This is a genomic window from Bradyrhizobium sp. JR3.5, assembly GCF_054057015.1.
The window spans coordinates 4,689,771-4,708,079 of record NZ_JBSRYV010000002.1 but is presented as its reverse complement, the minus strand read 5'-3'; the positions used below and the strand labels follow the sequence as shown (position 1 = coordinate 4,708,079).

At 60.3% G+C, this 18,309-nt stretch carries 19 protein-coding genes and 5 pseudogenes; 12 read left to right on the top strand and 12 right to left on the bottom strand.

Annotated features, from left to right (window positions below; translation table 11 throughout):
- Positions 1 to 78: 78 nt before the first annotated feature.
- The 10 genes and pseudogenes from ACVWW1_RS39580 to ACVWW1_RS39535 all read right to left on the bottom strand — a co-directional run bounded on the left by ACVWW1_RS39580 (position 79) and on the right by ACVWW1_RS39535 (position 9,704).
- The gene (locus ACVWW1_RS39580) at positions 79 to 1,524 is read right to left on the bottom strand and encodes a sigma-54-dependent transcriptional regulator (RefSeq protein WP_456659616.1); all 1,446 of its coding nucleotides are present in this window, start codon (positions 1,522 to 1,524) and stop codon (positions 79 to 81) included.
- Positions 1,525 to 1,776: 252 nt separating this feature from the next.
- A pseudogene (locus ACVWW1_RS39575) lies at positions 1,777 to 1,977 on the bottom strand (glyceraldehyde 3-phosphate dehydrogenase NAD-binding domain-containing protein); the annotation flags it as partial.
- A 36-nt stretch (positions 1,978 to 2,013) separates the two neighbouring features.
- Positions 2,014 to 2,280 (bottom strand): annotated as a pseudogene (locus ACVWW1_RS39570) (transketolase-like TK C-terminal-containing protein); the annotation flags it as partial.
- 14 nt (positions 2,281 to 2,294) lie between these two features.
- Positions 2,295 to 3,299: pseudogene (gene sfnG, locus ACVWW1_RS39565) on the bottom strand (dimethylsulfone monooxygenase SfnG); the annotation flags it as partial.
- A gap of 16 nt (positions 3,300 to 3,315) precedes the next feature.
- Entirely contained in the window at positions 3,316 to 4,107 is a 792-nt protein-coding gene (locus ACVWW1_RS39560) for an ABC transporter ATP-binding protein (protein ID WP_456659615.1), read from the bottom strand.
- A 20-nt stretch (positions 4,108 to 4,127) separates the two neighbouring features.
- Positions 4,128 to 5,477 (bottom strand): ABC transporter substrate-binding protein, encoded by a 1,350-nt coding sequence (locus ACVWW1_RS39555; protein WP_456659614.1) that lies wholly within the window; start codon positions 5,475 to 5,477, stop codon positions 4,128 to 4,130.
- Positions 5,478 to 5,554: 77 nt separating this feature from the next.
- Positions 5,555 to 6,613 (bottom strand): branched-chain amino acid ABC transporter permease, encoded by a 1,059-nt coding sequence (locus tag ACVWW1_RS39550; protein ID WP_456659613.1) that lies wholly within the window; start codon positions 6,611 to 6,613, stop codon positions 5,555 to 5,557.
- A 3-nt stretch (positions 6,614 to 6,616) separates the two neighbouring features.
- A complete protein-coding gene (locus tag ACVWW1_RS39545; RefSeq protein ID WP_456659612.1) occupies positions 6,617 to 7,498 on the bottom strand; it encodes a branched-chain amino acid ABC transporter permease in 882 nt (293 codons plus the stop codon).
- A 7-nt stretch (positions 7,499 to 7,505) separates the two neighbouring features.
- On the bottom strand, positions 7,506 to 8,276 hold the full coding sequence (locus ACVWW1_RS39540; RefSeq protein WP_456659611.1) for an ABC transporter ATP-binding protein: 771 nt from the start codon (positions 8,274 to 8,276) through the stop codon (positions 7,506 to 7,508).
- A gap of 6 nt (positions 8,277 to 8,282) precedes the next feature.
- A complete protein-coding gene (locus ACVWW1_RS39535; RefSeq protein ID WP_456659610.1) occupies positions 8,283 to 9,704 on the bottom strand; it encodes an LLM class flavin-dependent oxidoreductase in 1,422 nt (473 codons plus the stop codon).
- A 291-nt stretch (positions 9,705 to 9,995) separates the two neighbouring features.
- Between ACVWW1_RS39535 and ACVWW1_RS39530 the strand changes: the two genes are divergently transcribed.
- The 5 genes from ACVWW1_RS39530 (at position 9,996) to ACVWW1_RS39510 (ending at position 12,833) form a co-directional block, all read left to right on the top strand.
- Positions 9,996 to 10,520: a hypothetical protein gene (locus ACVWW1_RS39530; protein WP_456659609.1), complete on the top strand. Its 525-nt coding sequence runs from the start codon at positions 9,996 to 9,998 to the stop codon at positions 10,518 to 10,520.
- On the top strand, positions 10,484 to 11,071 hold the full coding sequence (locus ACVWW1_RS39525) for an acyl-CoA dehydrogenase family protein (RefSeq protein WP_456659608.1): 588 nt from the start codon (positions 10,484 to 10,486) through the stop codon (positions 11,069 to 11,071). Before ACVWW1_RS39530 ends, ACVWW1_RS39525 begins: the two co-directional genes overlap by 37 nt.
- Positions 10,962 to 11,369 (top strand): hypothetical protein, encoded by a 408-nt coding sequence (locus tag ACVWW1_RS39520; RefSeq protein ID WP_456659607.1) that lies wholly within the window; start codon positions 10,962 to 10,964, stop codon positions 11,367 to 11,369. The genes ACVWW1_RS39525 and ACVWW1_RS39520 overlap by 110 nt, the downstream gene beginning before the upstream one ends.
- Before the next feature lie 92 nt (positions 11,370 to 11,461).
- Positions 11,462 to 12,586: a styrene monooxygenase/indole monooxygenase family protein gene (locus tag ACVWW1_RS39515; RefSeq protein WP_456659606.1), complete on the top strand. Its 1,125-nt coding sequence runs from the start codon at positions 11,462 to 11,464 to the stop codon at positions 12,584 to 12,586.
- Positions 12,579 to 12,833, top strand: a complete 255-nt coding sequence (locus ACVWW1_RS39510; RefSeq protein ID WP_456659605.1) for a hypothetical protein — start codon at positions 12,579 to 12,581, stop codon at positions 12,831 to 12,833. Before ACVWW1_RS39515 ends, ACVWW1_RS39510 begins: the two co-directional genes overlap by 8 nt.
- 293 nt (positions 12,834 to 13,126) lie before the next feature.
- Here the strand turns inward: ACVWW1_RS39510 and ACVWW1_RS39505 are convergent, their stop codons facing one another.
- Positions 13,127 to 14,092 (bottom strand): acyl-CoA dehydrogenase family protein, encoded by a 966-nt coding sequence (locus ACVWW1_RS39505; RefSeq protein ID WP_456660781.1) that lies wholly within the window; start codon positions 14,090 to 14,092, stop codon positions 13,127 to 13,129.
- 24 nt (positions 14,093 to 14,116) lie between these two features.
- A pseudogene (locus ACVWW1_RS39500) lies at positions 14,117 to 14,470 on the bottom strand (ATP-binding cassette domain-containing protein); the annotation flags it as partial.
- A 134-nt stretch (positions 14,471 to 14,604) separates the two neighbouring features.
- Between ACVWW1_RS39500 and ACVWW1_RS39495 the strand changes: the two are divergent.
- The 7 genes and pseudogenes from ACVWW1_RS39495 to ACVWW1_RS39465 all read left to right on the top strand — a co-directional run bounded on the left by ACVWW1_RS39495 (position 14,605) and on the right by ACVWW1_RS39465 (position 17,954).
- Complete coding sequence (locus ACVWW1_RS39495; protein WP_456659604.1) at positions 14,605 to 14,958, top strand: hypothetical protein; 354 nt, start codon at positions 14,605 to 14,607, stop codon at positions 14,956 to 14,958.
- A complete protein-coding gene (locus tag ACVWW1_RS39490; protein ID WP_456659603.1) occupies positions 14,916 to 15,437 on the top strand; it encodes an AAA family ATPase in 522 nt (173 codons plus the stop codon). Before ACVWW1_RS39495 ends, ACVWW1_RS39490 begins: the two co-directional genes overlap by 43 nt.
- Before the next feature lie 59 nt (positions 15,438 to 15,496).
- A complete protein-coding gene (locus ACVWW1_RS39485; protein WP_456659602.1) occupies positions 15,497 to 15,847 on the top strand; it encodes a hypothetical protein in 351 nt (116 codons plus the stop codon).
- 381 nt (positions 15,848 to 16,228) lie between these two features.
- Entirely contained in the window at positions 16,229 to 17,005 is a 777-nt protein-coding gene (locus ACVWW1_RS39480) for a bestrophin-like domain (RefSeq protein WP_456659601.1), read from the top strand.
- A gap of 241 nt (positions 17,006 to 17,246) precedes the next feature.
- Positions 17,247 to 17,405, top strand: a complete 159-nt coding sequence (locus ACVWW1_RS39475; protein WP_456659600.1) for a hypothetical protein — start codon at positions 17,247 to 17,249, stop codon at positions 17,403 to 17,405.
- Positions 17,389 to 17,604, top strand: coding sequence for a ribbon-helix-helix protein, CopG family (locus ACVWW1_RS39470; RefSeq protein WP_456659599.1), 216 nt, complete (start codon positions 17,389 to 17,391; stop codon positions 17,602 to 17,604). Before ACVWW1_RS39475 ends, ACVWW1_RS39470 begins: the two co-directional genes overlap by 17 nt.
- Positions 17,598 to 17,954 (top strand): annotated as a pseudogene (locus ACVWW1_RS39465) (PIN domain-containing protein). Before ACVWW1_RS39470 ends, ACVWW1_RS39465 begins: the two are co-directional and overlap by 7 nt.
- Positions 17,955 to 18,309 lie beyond the last annotated feature (355 nt).

Genomic DNA, 18,309 nt, shown 5'->3' with positions numbered 1-18,309 from the left:
GCGCGATTGCGGGAATCGGACGATTTGGGCCGACGAATCACTCTTGATTGGATCCTCGTCATCAGACATGACAAACCCTCAGCTAGCTTCAGCAAGACCATATCGTTTGATCTTGTTGGCTAGACCAACGCGCGAGAGACCAAGTTCGTTCGCCGCCCGGCTTTGGTTCCAGCGATGGCGCGTCAGCGCTTCGTTCAGTATCTGCCTTTCCAAGCTCTCGACCTTGTCTTTCAAAGTGGTTCCCTGGGGCATAAATGCAAGCGCCGCGCTCAATCGCGGACGTGGCGGCGCCGCAAGAATAGACGGTGACATATACTTGGTCGTCAGATACTCGCCATCTTCGGCCAGAGAAACCATCCTGCGGATTTCATTCTCGAGCTCACGAACGTTGCCCGGAAAGTCGAAGGCAGTCAGCTTTTCGAGGGTCCCGGCGGAAATGCCGAGGATTTTCCGGCCCATAGCGTCGGCATGCTTGGCAGCAAAGAACTCCGCGAGCGCTGGAATATCGACGGGCCGTTCACGAAGTGGCGGCACCTCAAGTTCGAAACCCTTGAGGCGGAAATAGAGGTCCTGCCGATACTTTCCCGCGGCAACGAGAGTCCGCAGCGGCCGACTCGACGCCGCGATAATGCGAACGTTGCAGGTCTGGGTCTTATCCGAACCGAGCGGCTTGACTTCGCCTTCCTGAAGGAAGCGTAGCAGGCTCACTTGAAACGATGGCGACACCTCCGATATCTCGTCGAGGAAAACCGTCCCGCCGTCACCGGCCCGAAACAAACCAAGGCGGTCGGAGATAGCGCCTGTAAACGCACCGCGCTTGTGGCCGAACAATTCCGAATGAAGCAGCTCATCGGACATCCCGCCGCAATTCTGAACCATCAACGGACTCGTCTTGCGAGGCGAATTGTAGTGAATAGCGCGCGCCAACAACTCCTTACCGGTCCCAGTCTCGCCTTGAACAAGAATGGGCAACTCCGTTCGCGCCGCCTTGCGCGCGAGATCACACAGTTCGCTCAGCTTTTCGCTGACATAGACAAGCTTCTCGAATCGCTGACTTTCCACATACAATGAAGCGCCATTCCGTGGATAGACTCTTACCGAATCGCCAGGGATCTTGAATTCACGCGACAGCATCCGATGGCGACGCGAAAGCTCGCGCGATTCCAGGCCGCGCTCGACGACCAAGCCGATTTGCTTTGCATCCAAAGGCTTGCGCACAAATTGATAGATCGCGGCTGGTGAAATGGCTTGCTGGGTCAATTCCGTTTTGGCTTCAAGCGCGAGGACGCGCACGATATCAGGGTGGCTGACCCGCAAGTTGGCGAGGAACGTCAACCCCTCTCCACCAGGCCCGTGCTCCGCTAAAACAAGGTCTATGTGAGCATCCGACAACGCGCGCGCCGCATCCTCCGCTGAACGAACGACCAGAACGCGGTAGCCATATTCTTCAGACAAAACTTCCCCGGCCGCGGACCATTGCGGACCGCCCCGCGCGACGATGAGGACCGTTCCCAGCGTTTCCATGCAATACTTCTTGGCTATTTGGAAACTTTCTTAGCAACAATGCGCAGAACGTTCAATAGTCCATTCCGCTCGCAGATTTGACCGGGCCCAGATAGAATTCCCGCGCCCCTGGCCGCGACGAAGCCATTGCGGGAATCCTCGATGGCCAAGCATTCGGAGCTGGAAAGTTCAGGAAGGCTGAGGGCAGAACATAGACATCCGGCGCCGGCTTCTTCTGACGAACGTCATCACCAGCAACTATGTCCCTGAATTGATGAAAGTGACCTCGTTCGGCGCTCGCCCCACGTTTATGGTGTTATCGACAACTCTGACTTCGTGCGGCAAGCGTCCGTGCACGGAATCGAACCGAAACAAATCTGCGTTGGTTTCGGGCGGCCCGAGATCGTTAATCGAAACGACCTCGATATCGTGACGGCCCGATTCGAAAATTGCTCGCAGCACATTGCGGCCAATTCGCCCGAATCCATTTGATTGACACTCTGACCGGCACTAGCTGGCTGCTTCGGCACGCGACCGCGCGATTGACCGCATAGCGGCCGCCACAACCGCTTCTGGCGTGATGCCGAACTCGCGGTAAAGGACGCCTGCGGGCGCTGACGCTCCAAACCCGGTCATCCCGACGAATTCGCCATGTCCGCCGAACCAACGTGCCCAGCCGCCTTCCACTGCCGCTTCAATACCGACACGGGCGCATTCGCCGAGAATGGCTCTCTGATAGTCCTTCGGCTGCTGAGCAAATAACTCCAGGCATGGCGCCTCACCTCGCGGCCGAACGCCGGCAGTTCGTCGGTGAAATTCAGGAAGGCGCAGAGGATCATGTCGACGCCGATGGCCTCATATGCACGGATGCGTTCCGCGATCAGCTCGGGGGGACCGAACAGACGCGTCTTGAAACCGTCGTTGGGCTGGACAAGATTGGCGTGACTCGAATCCGCCCACATTCCGATCTTGTCCGCGGTCGATGCGCCAGCCTGCTTCACCTGTTCGGCGAAGGCGTGCACGATCTCGGGGTCATCGCTTCGAGTTGCTCGAGCGCTTCCCGCTCGGTCGGCCGCTGGATGATGAAGCCGTTGAGCCCGATCTTGACAGTGCGGCCTTCCGCCTTGGCGAGCGCGCGGACCTCGTCGATCTGCTGCTTGGCACCTTCCACTGTGGTGCCATTGAGAAAATACCAATCCGAATATTTTGCAGCCATCCGTCGCGCGGCTTTTGGAGTTGCCGCCCTGGAAAATCTCCGGATGCGGCTGCGAGATCGGCCTTGGCTGCAACCAGGCGCCGTTGATGCGATAGAAGTCGCCCTTGAAGCTGAAGCGGTCCTGCGTCCAGAGGCCTTTGAGCACCTGGATGAACTCTTCCGAGCGGCGATACCGTTCGTCATGTTCCAGCCAAGGCTCGCCAAAGGCGCGAAACTCATCCTTGAACCAGCCGGTGAGAATGTTGATCGCGAACCGCCCCTTGGAATAGACGTCGATCGTGGATCCCACCTTCGCGATCATGGCCGGATGCCAGAAGCTGGTATGAATTGCGCTGATGAGCTTTAGCCGCTTGGTCTGGGCGGAGAGCACTGCGGTGCAGGTGATGGCCTCCTGCTGCAACTCCCAGCCATGGCTCGCGATGAAGCGCGCCGGCGCCAGGCCATATTCGAAGCCGAGCTCTTCGGCCTCGCGTGCGAGAGAGGCGTTGTAGTCGAGCGTCCAGTCGGTGCGCTGCGGAACGTCGCTGATGACGAAACCGCCGCTGCCGAGCGGCATCCAATATCCGAAACGAATCGCCATGACGCGCTGCTCCTGCTCATGCAACCGGGGCTTCGATCGGCTCCGCAGCCGCCGTTCCCGCCGCTGTAGCACCGAGATAGAATTCGGCAACGTCGTCCCGACCGGCGAGGTCGGCCGCGGTGCCTGACGCGGCGACCCTGCCGTTCTCGAGCACGTAGCCGTGATCGGCAAATCGAAGAACAAGATGAGCGTTTTGCTCGGCCAGCAGAAAGCTGACGCCCTCGTTCCTGTTGAGATCGCGGATGATGTGAAAGATCTCTTCCACGATGATCGGTGCGAGACCCATCGAGGGCTCGTCGAGCAGCACGAGGGTCGGACGCGTCATCATCGCGCGCCCGATCGCAACCATCTGCTGCTCGCCGCCCGAGGTCAGGCCGCAACGCGCGCTGCGGCGTTGTTTGAGCCGCGGAAACCAGGAATAGATGCGTTCGAGATCGTCGGCGAGCGCACGACGGCTCGGCCGGCGCACAAACCCGCCCGCGAGAAGATTCTCCTCGACCGTGAGTTGGGGAAAGACGTGACGGCCTTCGAGAACCTGAACCACCCCCCTTGCAACAAGATCGGCCGGATCAAGCCTGTTGGTCGCCTCGCCACGCCAGGTGATTGCACCACGGCTCAAGTGGCCACGCTCGGACCCAAGCAGGTTCGAGATTGCCTTCAGTGTGGTGGTCTTCCCGGCGCCATTTGCGCCGAGAAGAGCAACGATTGATCCCTCTTCGACCCTGAGCGATACGCCGCGCAAGGCCAGGATCGCGTGACTGTAGAGGACCTCGATGTTATCGACTTCGAGAAACGGCGACGTGGTCATGGCGATCCTTCAGGGTAACATCAGTTGGTTGCATCGCGCGGCGTGATGCCCTTTTCCTTGGCGTAGGCGGCGGCACGCTCATAGATCAGGGGCAACAGCAATTCCCGGTCGGATTTCACCCAACCGTTAGACACCACGTTCCACTTCTCGCCGTCCCACTGCAGCACCTTGCCGGCGCCGCCGCCCTCGTGGTCCTTGGCCGAGAGCTTCAGCGGCTGCTCAAGACCGGTGGCACCGATTTCAGCAAGACGCTTCTCGGAAAGATCGAGATGCTCGAGGCCCCACTGCGCCTCCTCGCCATTGATCGGCCGTACGCCAAAATGCGCCTGTGCAGTCCGGATCGCCTCCACCGCGACGATTGCCTCGTCGACGCCCGAATTGTAGTAGACCGAGCCGAAGCTCTTCGGGTCCTTGAGATCGCTGAGACCCTTGTCGAGAATGTACTTCTTGAGCTTCTGATGGATCTCGAAATTCGCGCCGGCGGGGAATGGCGTGATCGCCAGGTAACCGTTGCCCACGGCGCCGGCGGGGCGGACGTCCTCCTCAGAGCCCGACCAGATGCCACCAATGATGTGATCGACCGGAAATCCCACCTTGGCGGCGGTCTTGATTGCGACGGGCGTCATGACGCCCCAACCTCGCAAGAACACCCAGTCGGGCTTGAGCTGGCGGACCTTGGCCCATTGCGCCGATTGCTCATTGCCCGGATGCGGGACCGGAATCTGGATGTCCTCGAAGCCATACGTCTTGGCAAGATGGGCAAGCGGGACCTGGGTCTCCTTGCCGTAGGGCGAGTCGTGATAGACCGTCGCGATCTTGAGGCCCTTCAGCTTGTCCTTGCCGCCGACCTTCTCCGCAATGAAATTGACCGCCGAGGAGGCTTCGCTCCAGAAGCTGAAAACGACGGGGAAACTGTACGGGAACACCCGCCCATCGATCGCTTCCGTGCGGCCGTAGGCGATCGTCACCAGCGGAATCTTGTCGGCCACCGACTTCTCGGTCAGCGCCTTCGAAATCGGATCGCCATGCGGCAGGAAGATCGGCACTGGCGACCCGTTCTTGCCCGCCTTCACCCGCTCATAGCACTCGACCCCCTTTTCGACTTCCCAATTGGTCTCGCACTCGTCCCAGACCAGCTTGATTCCGTTGATGCCGCCTTCGACCTCGTTGATGTAGCGGAAATAATCGATCTCGCCTGCCCAGACCGGAATGCCGCTCGACGCATAGGCTCCGACGCGAAAGGTCGCGAGCGGGAAGTATTGCGTCTTCGCATCGTCCGCCGACGCGGTGGTGCCGACGGCAACCGACAGAACGAGCGCCGCCAGCCCGATCGCCCTGCTCGTGATCCGCTTCTGTTTCCGTATAGACATCTGTTTACCCTCCATTCGATTGCAACGTTCAAGTTCGACCGTGGGGCTCGCGCCACATTTGATGAATTCGTTGTTTGCTAGCGCTCAAACCGCGAAGCTCGTTGCGTCCATGCTCGCGACAGCAACGCTGCGAGCCCTCTCGGCTCCTTGATCAGGAACCAGACGATCAGCGCGCCGAACAGGGCCTTCTGAAGATTTTCGAGTTGTCCGGGATCGATCGCGCCTCCGAACACTCCACCCCCGACATGATCGAGCAGGATCGGCAGCAAGATCATGAACGCAGCACCCACATAGTTGCCACTGATGCTGCCCGTGCCGCCGATGATGATCGCGAACATCACCTGGAACGAACGATCCAGATTGAAGCTCCGCGCATCGACCGTGCCAAGATAAGCAAAGGCCCAGAGCGCACCTGCGATCCCGATCACCAGCGAGCTGACGAAGAACGCCTTCAGCTTTCCGGTCGCCACGGGAATGCCGATGACGGAAGCAGCCGTATCCATGTCGCGGATCGCCATCCAGGTTCGTCCGGTCTGACTGCGCACCAGCCGGATCGCGACCACTGTGACGATCGCAACCGTCGCCAGCGTCAGCAGGTAGCGACCGGTCGGACTCGACAGATCATGGCCGAGGATCGCAAGCCTCGGCGCCGAGATCGAACTCGATGTCGAGTAGTTCGAGAACCAGCCACACTGATTGAAGAGCCACTCCAGTACGAACTGTGCTGCCAATGTCGAGGCGACCAGATAGAAGCCTTTGATGCGCAGGCTCGGCAGACCTGCGATGACACCGACCAACCCGGAAATGATGCCTCCGAGCAGCAGGCTGACCGGCAGCGGCAGTTCGGGCAGCCGCAGCAGGATGTTATAGGTTGCGTAAGCGCCGACCGCCATGAAGCCGCCGCTGCCCAGCGAAGCCTGGCCCGCATAGCCCATCAGTAGGTTCAGCCCCAATGCTGTTAGAGACATGATCAGGAATGGGATGAGGACAGCGTTCAGCCAATAGTCATTCGCCACGAGCGGAACGGCGGCAAGTCCCGCAAGGAGCGCAACCGCAAGGGCGATGCGCAGCCAACTCCGCGTAGTCTCGTCGGTCGAGCCAAATCCTTCGATCGCATCGGTCCCGATCGCCGTCATGCTTCATATCCTTTCGATCGGCGCATCGCCGAACAGGCCGGCCGGGCGCACCAGCAGGAAGCCGACGGCAAGCACATAGGAGAACCAGGTCGACACACTGCCGCCCAGCAGGCTGCCGAGATAGATTTCAGCGAGGCTGTCGCTGGCGCCGACGATCAGGCCGCCGACAATGGCGCCAGTAATCGACGTAAACCCGCCGATGATCAGCACCGGTAGAGCCTTGAGAACGACAAGGGTGAGCGCAAACTGCACGCCTTGGCGCGCGCCCCAGAGCAGGCCTGCGATCAGCGAGACGAACCCGGCGACACCCCACACACTTTGCCATAAGGTCTGCAGCCGAATTCCGATCGAGCGCGCAGCCAGCGGATCGTCGGCAATCGCCCGCAGCGCAATCCCGACACGGGTCCAGTTGAAGAAGATCGACAGCGCGATGACGAGAACGCCTGCAGTGGCGGCCGCCATCAGGTCGAACTGGCTGATCTGGACCTCGCCGACCGCGATCGGCGTATCGATGATGCCAAGGTCGAGCTCGTGCACGCTCGCGCCCATCGCGATCTGCGCAATGCCTTCGATGACAAAGGAAAGCCCGAGCGTGGCCATGAACAGAGTGATCTGGGGCCGATTGACGAGCGGACGCAGGACCACGCGCTCCACCGCGACCGCGATCGCAACCATGATCGTCAGCGTGATCAGCCCCGCCAGCCAGAAATCGATCCCCCTGTCGCGCAAGGTCACGAAGGTCAGACCCGCGCACAGCACCATCGAACCCTGCGCGAAATTAAACACGCCCGAGGCCTTGTAGATCAGGACGAACCCGATCGCGACCAGCGAGTACATCACGCCTGCCAAAAGGCCGCCGATGAAGGTTTCGACGAAGAAGCTCATCTCGACCTCAATGCACCGTACCCAGATAGGCCGCGATCACGTCCGGATTCCTGCGCACCTGTTCCGGGGTGCCGTCGCCGACCTTCCGGCCGTAGTCCAGCACGACGACGTGATGGGAGAGGCCCATCACCACGCTCATATCGTGCTCTATCAGCACAACCGTGGTTCGGAGAGACCGGTTTGCTTCCAGGACGAAACTGCTCATTTCGTGCTTCTCGTCCTGGTTCATCCCGGCCATGGGCTCGTCGAGCAGCAGAAGGCTCGGCCGGCCAACTAGCGCACGGGCAAGATCAACCCGCTTTTGCACTCCGTAAGGAAGCGTCGATACAACCCTGTCGCGATGTCTGGCAAGATCCAGGAAACCAATGATCTCGTCCGCACGTCGACCGAACGCACGTGTCTCGCTACGGTCGCGACCGAGGCCAAAGGCGTGTTCGATCAGAGTCGTGCGGCTATGCCTGATGAGCCCGGCCAGCACGTTGTCGAGTACGCTAAGATGCCTGAACAGCGCATTGTGCTGGAAAGTCCGGCCAATCCCGAGATGCGCAGCGCGCGCGGGACGGATGCGTGCGAATCTTTCACCGTCGAAGGTGACGCTTCCGCAGTCGGCGCGATAGACGCCGTTGATGATATTCAACAGCGAACTCTTGCCGGCTCCGTTGGGACCGATCAGCGCGCAGATCTCGCCTCGCTCCACATTGAAGCTGAGTGCATTCAGCGCCTTGATCCCCTTGAACGACAGCGAGACGTTACGCAACTGCAGAATGGGCTCTCCCATCGCACATCACGCCTCGGCAGGCTGGCGCGGAGCCGCGACCGCCGCCCCGCCCGCGCGGCGCTTCACCGCCTGGATGTCGCGATAGGCTGCAGCCGGATGGTTCGACGGCAGATACGGCCCTTGTCCGAACAGCTTCTCCCGCAGGGTCCCGGGACGATAGCTGGTCGGATAGACACCGCGCTTCTGCAGCTCGGGAACCAGCAGATTGACCACATCCTCGAAAGTCTCCGGCGTCACCGCATAGGCGAGGTTAAATCCGTCGACGTCAGTCTCCTCCACCCACTCCTGCAGGATATCGGCCACCGTCGACGCCGAACCGACAAACACCGGACCAAGGCCGCCGATGCCGCCCCAGCGCGCAAGCTCCTCGATGGTCCAGGCCTTGCTGCCGCCGGCGAGATGATCGACGACGGAAACGATCGCATTCGTCTCGACCTTCTTGACCAGATCAGTCGGCGCGTATTGTCCGAAATCGATACCGCTCCAGCCGGACATGAGCACCAGCGCGCCGTCATAGGAGGCGTATTGCTGATATTCCCTGAACTTGGCTTCCGCCTTCGCGTCGGTCTCGTCGACAATCACCGTGACCAGATTGTAGGTCAGGATCTTGCGCGGATCGCGGCCGGCTTCAGCCGCGAGCCGTCGCACCTCCGCGACGGAGGATTTCAGAACCGGCTTGATCGGGGCGGCGACGAACACGCATTCAGCGTGTTGGGCCGCAAAGGCTTTGCCGGCCCCAGACGCACCGGCCTGATAGAGGACCGGCGTCCGTTGCGGCGACGGCTCACTGAGATGATAGCCCGGCACCTCAAAGTATTTTCCCTTGTGCTCGATCTCGTGGACCTTCGACGGATCGGTGAATATCCGCTTCCCGGCATCACGCAGGACGGCCCCCTCCTCCCAGCTGCCCTCCAGCAATTTGTAGAGAACCTCGACATATTCGGTCGCCACCTCGTATCGATTGTCGTGGCGGCGCAACCCACCCTGGCCCACGTTCTTGGCTCCGCTCTCCAGATAAGAGGTCACGATGTTCCAACCGACGCGCCCCTTGCTGTGGTGGTCCGCAGTCGAGAGCCTGCGCGCGAACGTATAGGGATGCTCGAACGACGTCGATGCTGTGATGCCGATGCCGAGATGCTCGGTTGCGAGCGCGATCGGCGCCACCAGCTGCAACGGATCGTTGACGGGGATTTGTGCCGCCTGTTCAAGCGCGTGGGATAGCGAGTTCTTGTAGACGTCATAATACCCGATGACATCGGCAATAAAGACGCCGTCGAAGACTCCCCGCTCCAGCGTTCGCCCGAGATCCTGCCAATAGTCCAGGTCCTTGTACTTGTAGGAACGGTCGCGCGGGTGCGCCCAGACGCCGGGAGACTGATGGCCGACACAATTCATGTCGAACGCATTGAACCGAATCTGTCGCGCCATTCACACGTCTCCGTCGCGTCACCCTTGTTCATCCACGCAGCCATCTCGCCACAACACGCAATCGATCGTCCATCGCGTTTATCAGCCGTTTTCGAGACGCATCTTTCGTCGCATCTCGGTGCGGGATGAGAAACCAGCTCTTCCCAATCTCATTCGCTGCCACAAGCTCTGGTCACGCAGCACACTCGATGCGATCCAAGGCAACAATTAGCTTCGAACCGATCGCGTCCCGACACGATTCGCCGCATATATATCGCACCTCGGAGAATGGTCCCTTCGAGTTGGACGCGATTGCGAGCATCGCGATCTTCTGCAAGCGGCGTTGACCTCATTTCCCGAAACATCGACCGGCAGGATCGCGCAGCAGATTTTTCTTCGTGCGATGTTCCGCTGCAAACGATCGTGTTCTATCCAAGCAAAAATACAGTCTGGCTCTCGCAGGAGAGCGGACTATTCTTCGAGACAGCAAACTCTGTCCATCCAAGGACTCAAAGAACGAGCGGACGCAGCGCGATGACCATTCACCCAGGCAGACCGAGCATCAGCGATGACGAACTTCACAAGCGCTTCGCTCCGATCTTCGAGACGATCGCGGCGGGTGCGGTGGCGCGCGAACGAAGCCGCACGCTGCCGATCGAGGAGATCCGACTGTTGAAGGAGGCCAGCTTCGGAGCGCTGCGTGTGCCGATCGAGTTCGGAGGGCTCGGCACCACGCTCCGCCAGACGTTCAACCTCCTTATCGAGCTTGCGGCCGCGGATTCCAACCTGCCACAGGCGTTTTGGCACACTTCAACCTGGTCGAGGACTTGCAGCTGAACCAGGATGAGGCAGTCAAGGCGCGGTGGCTCGGAGCCATCGCGAACGGCGCGCTCGTCGGCGTCGCCGTTACCGAGCCGGGCCTTGGTGCTGTCGATCGCTACCGGACCGCCGTCACATCGGAAGGAGCCGCGCTGCGGCTCAACGGGCTGAAGTATTACACGACTGGTACACTATACGCCGATCACCTGCTTGTCGCGGCCGACCGGGACGGCAAACGAATTACCGTCCTTGTCGACACCAGCCAGCCTGGCGTCAATGTTGTGGACGACTGGGACGGCTTCGGCCAGCGGCTCACGGCAAGTGGCACGGCGAAGTTCAAAAATGTCACGGTCACCCAGGACCGGATCATCGGTCCCGGCTATGGAACGGAAGGCCGGGTGTTTGGAACGGCCCACGTTCAGCTGATCCTGCTCGCCACGCTCGCGGGGATTGCGAAACGTGCCGCGGCGGATACGACCGACTGGATCAAGGCGCGAACCCGCACGTTCACCCTTTGGTGCACGGGCAACGGTCCTCGCCGCCGTCGACGAGCTCGCGCGGACGCTTGATGGTGGCCACCAGGACCCTCAGCGGCTCGATGCCTCCGAACTTGCGGCGGCGCAGGCGCAGGTGACCGTCATCAAGCTCGTGCTCGACGCCGTGACCACGCTTTTCGAAGTAGGCGGCGCCTCTCTCAGCTCGGAGAAGCTCGCCATCGATCGGCACTGGCGTAACGCACGTACCATCGCTTCCCACAACCCCGCGATCTTCAAGCTCCGCGCAATCGGTGCGTACGAGTTGAATGGCGAGACACTTCCCTATGCCTGGAGTGCTGGCGTTCGTCAGACAGGAGAACAGGGCAACTAGCACCCCACTTTCTCGCGAGCTTCACGCGTCGAGACGAGGCACGTCCAGATCCCGCCTTCGGCGCCGAGTCATTTTTCCTTCAGGAGAGCCACGTGTTCAACACCAAACGCAAAGTCGCGATCATCGGAGCGGGTCTTGCCGGGACGACCGCCGGGCTCGGCCTTGTCAATGCGGGATTTGACGTTACCATTTACAGCGATCGAGACCGGGCGTCGCTGCGCAACGATGTGCCTCCGACGGGGACTGCTGTCTATTTCGGCAAATCCCTCGAATACGATGCCGAGGTCGTCGAGGATCTTTATGACATCGGTACCAGCACCGGGATGAGTGTTCGGATATTCTCCGGCACCGGCGAAACCCGAACTCCCGTCATCGAATTCGACAATGCCTTCAACTATCGGGCGCAGGCGGTCGATACCCGGCTCCGTGCCGACGATCGCCTCAGTCGTTTCCTGGCGCGAGGCGGCAAATTCGCCGTGCGCGCGGTCACCCCGGAAGATCTGGACACGATTGCGGCGGACGCCGATCTCACCCTCGTGGCGACAGGAAAGGGCGGCTTGTCGGCCCTATTCCCGGTTGACCCGGATCGCACTATCTACGCCGAACCGCAGCGACACCTGCTGCTCGCGACATTCAAGGAGCTGGATCGTGCCGATCATCAGTTCGCCTATCGCAGCTCGGACGGCGCCAGGCACAACTGGTTCAACATCCATGCCGATTTCGGCGAGACCTTCTTCGGACCTTATCTGCACAAGGATCTCGGCGCCACGCGGGCGTTCATTGGGTTCGCCAAGCTTGGCAGCCCGTGGATCGACATCTTCAACACCGTGACCGATACTCAGAGCGCGCGTGACGCCGTGGTGAAACTGTTCGCGACCTATTTTCCTGAAGATGTGGAGCTGATCGATCAGCTGGAGCCCCTGCACGAGGATCCGCACTCCTGGCTCCTCGGCGCAGTTCCGCCGACTGTTCGACGCGCCGTAGCCCGCACCAAAAGCGGACACGCTGTTGCTGCAATCGGAGATGTCGCAGTCTCCCTTGATCCGCTTGGCGGCCAGGGCGCGCAAAATGCGACCGTCCAATCCGTGCTTCTGATCCGAGCGCTCAGGGAGCACAAGGACAAGATCACCTACGAATGGCTGCAGGATCAATTCAACACGCATTTGGGACCATCGCGCCGAGGCAGCGACGGAAGTTACCCGGCTGTTTTTGGGTGATGAAAAATACAAGACGCATGCTGAGCTGCTATTCCCCGCCGCTGCCGTCAACGCAAAGATCGGAAGCGCGTTCTTCGATTTCCTCTCTGAGCCAAAGCCCTTGCTCGGTATCCAGAGCCGAGAGCAGATAGACAACTTCATCGCGAATTTAGCAGGAGAAGCGGCCGAAACCGTCCTGGCGAGGTTCAAGGCACCGAGCCAACTTGCGCGGGCGAAAGCGCTCGAGCGCGTGATCGTGTTGTCTTAAGCCACCAGGTTTCGTTCTCGGGTTGGAGCGAAGCCACATGGTGATGATGTCGGTGGGCGGAAGTAGCAGAGGAGCCACTCGCGCACCACCCGAACATCGCGGCTCTAGTGTTGTGACTCTAACGCTTGTTTGGCCCGAGCGACTTCTTCGAGGATTAACTCACCCGCTAACCCAACGAAGAGAAAGGCAAAGCAGGGTGATGGGCCGAGCGATTCAGGAAACGAACGGGCGTCCAGTGCGTCTGCCCCATTCAGAGACTCGGGTCTCCGAGGCTCTGGGGTCGCGGATTCGAACTACTCTCCCCCTTCGTAGAACAGCTCGAGCGGCAGCCCGACCAGCGATTTGCCAATCCAGTCCCGAGCAATCAGATTCGACGGCCCCATTGCGATGGCTGCGCGCGCGTCGCGGAAGGAACGCTCGATCGGCCCGCGATGATAGCCGTAGCCTCCCGTCACGGTCAGTGCCGCTGCCGCGACCTTGTTTGCGACCTCGGCGGCGTGGACCTTGAACTCGGTCAGTGGGATCAGGATCTCGCTCTGCGGCTTGCCAGCCCGCCAGAGCTCGTCGAGTTTTGCTGCCAATTCGAGGCGCCACGGTCGTGACGTTTCGACCAGGACCTTGGCCGCGCCGAGTTCCTGCCGGATTGCCTGATAGTCGGATAGACTCTTGTTCCGATCCTTGTGCACGAAACTCGTGGTGTGCTTGACCGCCGCATTCAAGGCGCCGCGGGCCACCCCTTCCCAGACAGCGCCGAGCCCGATCAGATAGACCGGCGATACGCCGTCGTAGATGATCTCCTTCCCCTGCCCTTCTGCGCCGAGCCGATCCCGCTGCGGCACCCGCACGTTGCTGTAGCGGATCGGACCCGAGTGATTGGCGCGCACACCGAGGGCATCCCAGGGCTTGGATTCGATACCTGGAGACTTGCCGTCGACAATGAAGAAGATGATGTCGGCCTGGTCTTTGGCGCCAGGGGTGCGGGTCTGCACCACATAGAAATCGGCCTGACCGGAGCTTGTCGTGAACGATTTCTCGGCGTTGAGCAGATAGTTGTCGCCATCGCGTGATGCTTCGGAGACGTTATACCACCAGTGTCCCCAGGTGGCGCGCTCGCTGGTTGAATATGTGCCAAGCAAACCTCCGTTATTCGCCTTGAGCCAGCGCTCCTTCTGGTCATCGTTACCAAACAGATTGATCGTCTGGGCCGCGCCGACATGCATGACGTAGATGAGGCCGGTCGATGCATCAGCCTGTCCAATGCGGTAGGCGGCTTCTCGCCGACGTCACGAGCCGCCGAGGTAACGCGCCTTGATATCGTTATGGTTGCGTAACGCGTCAGACGGGCCGGACAGCACGCTGCGGCCGTTCTCAAGGACGACGGCATGATCGGAAAAACGAAGCGCGATCGTCGAATTCTGTTCCGCGACGAGGATTGAGAGGTTCTGCTCGCGGTTGAGTTGCTTCAGCGCCCGGAAAATGCCTTGGACCACCAGTGGCGCTAGCCCCATCGACGGCTCGTCGAGCACCAACAGGCGCGGTCGTGACATCAGGGCGCGGCCGATTGCGGTCATCTGCTGCTCGCCACCCGAGGTGAGCCCGGAGATCGACCGGCGATGATCCTTCAGCCGCGGGAAGACCACGATCCTCGAAGCCATCGCGCTTCTCCTTAGCCCCGTCAATCCAACGACGCTCTCCGATCCCGACTATCACGACCGGGATCGAAGCCGGGTTCTCCATCGAGGCTGCTCTATCCCTGCCGGCCGGCGCCGGAATGAGCGGTCAGATGAAACCCTCTTGGCCTTGGGAATGGACCGGCGAAGAAGCAGCCGTTCCTGCCCTGGAGCACGACGGCAAGCTCGCCGGTGAACCGGTCTACCGAGTTCGTGTGCGCGGCACCGAAGACCTCGAGCTGGCTTATGGGATCGTCCAGCCAGACGGTTCTACCGATAGCTTTCCCGTCGCGCTGCGACGCGCGATCGGCCTCGTCCGCCTGAGCGGCGATGATCGCAACGACCGCGATCTTAGGCTAGTCAGGGTTCTGCACTGGATCGGCTACTCTCCGACGAAGGCCTACGCTCCCGCATGGCGAGCGAGTTGGCGCAAAACGACGTCAAGAGCGAGCTGACCACCGAAGCACAGGCTAAGCTCAAGAATCTCGATACCGCGTTCCAAAGAGAAAGCCTGCCTGCCGGCCTCGATCTTGCGATCACTGGCGGGCAAGGTGCGTCGATCGCGTCAATGATCGGCCTCACCGCGGATCGCTCTGGCATCCAATTGCCCCTTGCGAGTTGGGGAGCCGGAACCCGCCGATTGTCAGCGCTCGCCATCGCCGAGCAGAACCAGGGCGATGCGCAGATCACGCTTGTCGACGAGATGGAGCGCGGGCTCGAACCCTACCGGCAGCGGACGCTGATCGAGAAACTCCAAACCGGCTCGTCGCAGGTGTTTCTGACCACCCACAGCCCGGCCGCCATCTCGTCCGCGGCGACATCCTTGATCTGGTACGTGGATCATACCGGCCAAATCGGGCCGCTCGACGTACCAAGATCGCGAAGCACCGCAAGACCGATCCGGAAGCCTTCCTCTCGCGCCTCGCCATCATAGCGGAAGGCGCGACCGAACTCGGATTTGCCACGGCCATCCTTGAGCGCGCGTTCGGCTCCGTGCTCGAACAACACGGCGTGCATGTGAGCGATGGTGGCGGACATGAGGCGACGTTCGGCATCCTTGAAGCCCTCGCGGCCGGCGGCCTGCAGCTCGGGGACTTCGCCGACGACGAGGGCAAACATCCCACGCGCCGGGCCAAGCTTCACACGAAACTCGGCAAATTGCTCTTCCGTTGGCCGTCGCTCTGCATCGAAGAAAACATCATTGCCGTCGTCCCCGACGACAAGCTGCAAGCGTTCATCACCGACCCTATCGGCGAAAAAACCGGCATTCGCTTACGCACTCTGGCCGATATTTCGGTTTTAGCGATGTTCGATCTCGCCAACCCGGGTGCCTTTCGTCTGTAAGGCGAGCAGGAGCTTTGGGTTATGGCCGCAAAGGAGCTCCCGCCCGCCCCCCTCTCGACATCGGCATGCCCAAGCCGCAAGCCGAGGTGCTCATCGGCGGACATGCGGCGGCGCCTGGACGTAAGACTTCACGTAGACTAGCGGCATCATGCGGACCAAGTGCCCGAGCGACGTGATCTGGCGTGCCCAAAGTTGGCCATGCAAAAGCCATGAAAAAAATCTTGAGAGAATAATGATCCTTAAGCGAACAAACCCAATCCCTGAACCATTCCGTCGCGGCCCCTTGGTTGTGCTTTCACTAGCAATATATTGTTGGGCGGCTCAATGCTCATATGTTTCTAATCGGATTCGCCGCCTTGCAATACAGGATCGCCTAACCCAATGATCAAAGGTTGGTTGGACCTTCCAGCATTTGAATTGTTCGCGGTCCTCATCGCCCTTTTCGCAGCGACTGGCGCTGTCATTGTGATCGCGAGTTTCAGCCCTGCAACGGTTGTGCTGGTGCGCCGCGTAGAAGGCGTGGTCGCTCCGTTTTTCGGCACGGTCGGAGTGTTGTTTGCGTTCCTGACCGGATTTTTGGCCAATGATATAACCGATCGCAACCGTCAGGCGGCCCGCGCGGTGCAGTCGGAGGCGGCGGAACTGCGCAACATTTATGCTGTTAGTAAAGCGTCCGTCTTGGACATGGGCAGCCTCCGCTCAGCGCTTGCGAAATACGTCGCCGCCCTCGTGGATGACGAGTGGCCGGCGATGGCGCAGGACCAGGAGGCCCATTCGGTTGAGTTCGTCTATGACGCTTTGCTGCGAGAAGTGAGCGATCCTCGGATGGGTCAAGCAGCGGGTGCTGCGGTGCAGACGGCCTTGCTAAATGCCGCAGTCGGAGCGGGCAGCGCGCGCTCCGAGCGGCTCGCGTTAGCCTCGGACCGCACGATCGATGCCAAATGGATTCTCGTCGTGATCCTTGGCGTGGTGACACAGATATCGATCGGGTTGGTGCACCTGAAGAAGGCCGGTGCGCAAATCACGGCGCTAAGCGTGTTCTCAAGCGCCGTCGTGATGGCGCTGGGACTCATTGGTCTGCAAGAGCGTCCTTTTTCCGGTGATATCCGAGTAGAACCGGGACCTCTGGCTGAGGTCGCCAAAATCGCAGCAGAATGAGGATGCATCAGCTTCTTGCGGTTAATGCAAACCATTCCCGCGTTGACGCAGCTGGTAGATCTGTCGCGCCCGCTCGCAGCACCTGCGCTTGAGCGGGGACGAGATCGATATGCTGGAAGCCGTGCAGGGAATCGTCCTCGACGAGCATCCCCCAAGATGTCCGTGAGGGGGTCTGCGCGGCTCTATGGGGTCAAGCGAGAAAGCCAATGCGGTCGGCGGATTAAGCGCCCGGCGAAAAGAGGTGCGGATGGTCGACTATAAGAAGCTTCGGGAGAGCAAGGCGAAGCCGAAGCCCATCAACCCGCGCGAAATCTTCAATGCGCTGCCCAAGCCGCCGGGCATCAACGACCTCTACGCCAGCCAAGCGGAGGTGCTCGAGTGCCATGCAAGCGTTGGTTGATCTCGGCGATAGTCAAATCCAAGCGCTGGACGAATTGTCGAAGAAGGACATGCGGTCGCGCGCGGCTCTCATTCGTCAGGCGATCGACGACTATCTCGCGAAGCGGCATAGCAAGCAGGAAGGTGATGCGTTTGGCCTCTGGGGTAAACGCAAGGTGGACGGCTTGACCTATCAAGAGAAAGTGCGTCGCGAGTGGTGAAGGCACTGTTCGACACCAATATTCTGGTCGACTACCTCAATGCTGTTCCCGAAGCTCGCACAGAACTTCAGCGCTATACAAGCCGTCAGTATCATTACATGGATGGAAGTCATGGTGGGCGCCGATCCCGATGTTGAAGCTGCGACGCACAACTTTCTAAGCGGCTTCGATATCGTCGCCGTCGATGAACACATGCAGAGCGTGCTGTTGGTCTTCGTCGAAGTCATCGGATCAAATTGCCAGATGCCGTTATCTGGGCGACAGCGCAGGAGCATTCCATGCTGCTCGTCACGCGCAGCAACAATTTTCCGAATGACGACCCCGGTATCCGGGCGCCTTACAAGCTGTGAAGACAACGATTGAGAGATCCAATGTTGGGAGTGCCTCCGAAACGCGCAAGTATTTTTGCTACGCTGCGCTTTGATAGCTCAGGTTTCTCTACGAGCGAGCTCGCCAAGATCCGCTGGCATGCGATGCGTGGCAGGCAAGCTGCAACGAGAGCGTCGTTTTCTTTGGTCGTCAGGAGAGGCAACATCGCTGCGACGCGCAACTGCCTGCGCAACGTCGAGGAAGTCCAGCAAGTCTGCTGCCATGGGCGCACCAACAAACCGTCGAAGCGAAATTGCTCCCAACGATCCAATTCGACTGTCTACGGCAGCTTCGTTGGCATTTCCGGATGGGTCGATGACCAGTTCTGGGCTTCGC

Excerpts from the sequence above, each read along its gene's own strand:
- ACVWW1_RS39550 (WP_456659613.1), bottom strand. The coding sequence starts at position 6,613 with ATGACGGCGATCGGGACCGATGCGATCGAAGGATTTGGCTCGACCGAC.
- ACVWW1_RS39545 (WP_456659612.1), bottom strand. The coding sequence starts at position 7,498 with ATGAGCTTCTTCGTCGAAACCTTCATCGGCGGCCTTTTGGCAGGCGTG.
- ACVWW1_RS39535 (WP_456659610.1), bottom strand. The coding sequence starts at position 9,704 with ATGGCGCGACAGATTCGGTTCAATGCGTTCGACATGAATTGTGTCGGC.
- ACVWW1_RS39540 (WP_456659611.1), bottom strand. The coding sequence starts at position 8,276 with ATGGGAGAGCCCATTCTGCAGTTGCGTAACGTCTCGCTGTCGTTCAAG.
- ACVWW1_RS39490 (WP_456659603.1), top strand. The coding sequence starts at position 14,916 with ATGGCGAGCGAGTTGGCGCAAAACGACGTCAAGAGCGAGCTGACCACC.
- ACVWW1_RS39580 (WP_456659616.1), bottom strand. The coding sequence starts at position 1,524 with ATGGAAACGCTGGGAACGGTCCTCATCGTCGCGCGGGGCGGTCCGCAA.
- ACVWW1_RS39470 (WP_456659599.1), top strand. The coding sequence starts at position 17,389 with ATGCAAGCGTTGGTTGATCTCGGCGATAGTCAAATCCAAGCGCTGGAC.
- ACVWW1_RS39555 (WP_456659614.1), bottom strand. The coding sequence starts at position 5,477 with ATGTCTATACGGAAACAGAAGCGGATCACGAGCAGGGCGATCGGGCTG.
- ACVWW1_RS39480 (WP_456659601.1), top strand. The coding sequence starts at position 16,229 with ATGATCAAAGGTTGGTTGGACCTTCCAGCATTTGAATTGTTCGCGGTC.
- ACVWW1_RS39495 (WP_456659604.1), top strand. The coding sequence starts at position 14,605 with ATGAGCGGTCAGATGAAACCCTCTTGGCCTTGGGAATGGACCGGCGAA.
- ACVWW1_RS39560 (WP_456659615.1), bottom strand. The coding sequence starts at position 4,107 with ATGACCACGTCGCCGTTTCTCGAAGTCGATAACATCGAGGTCCTCTAC.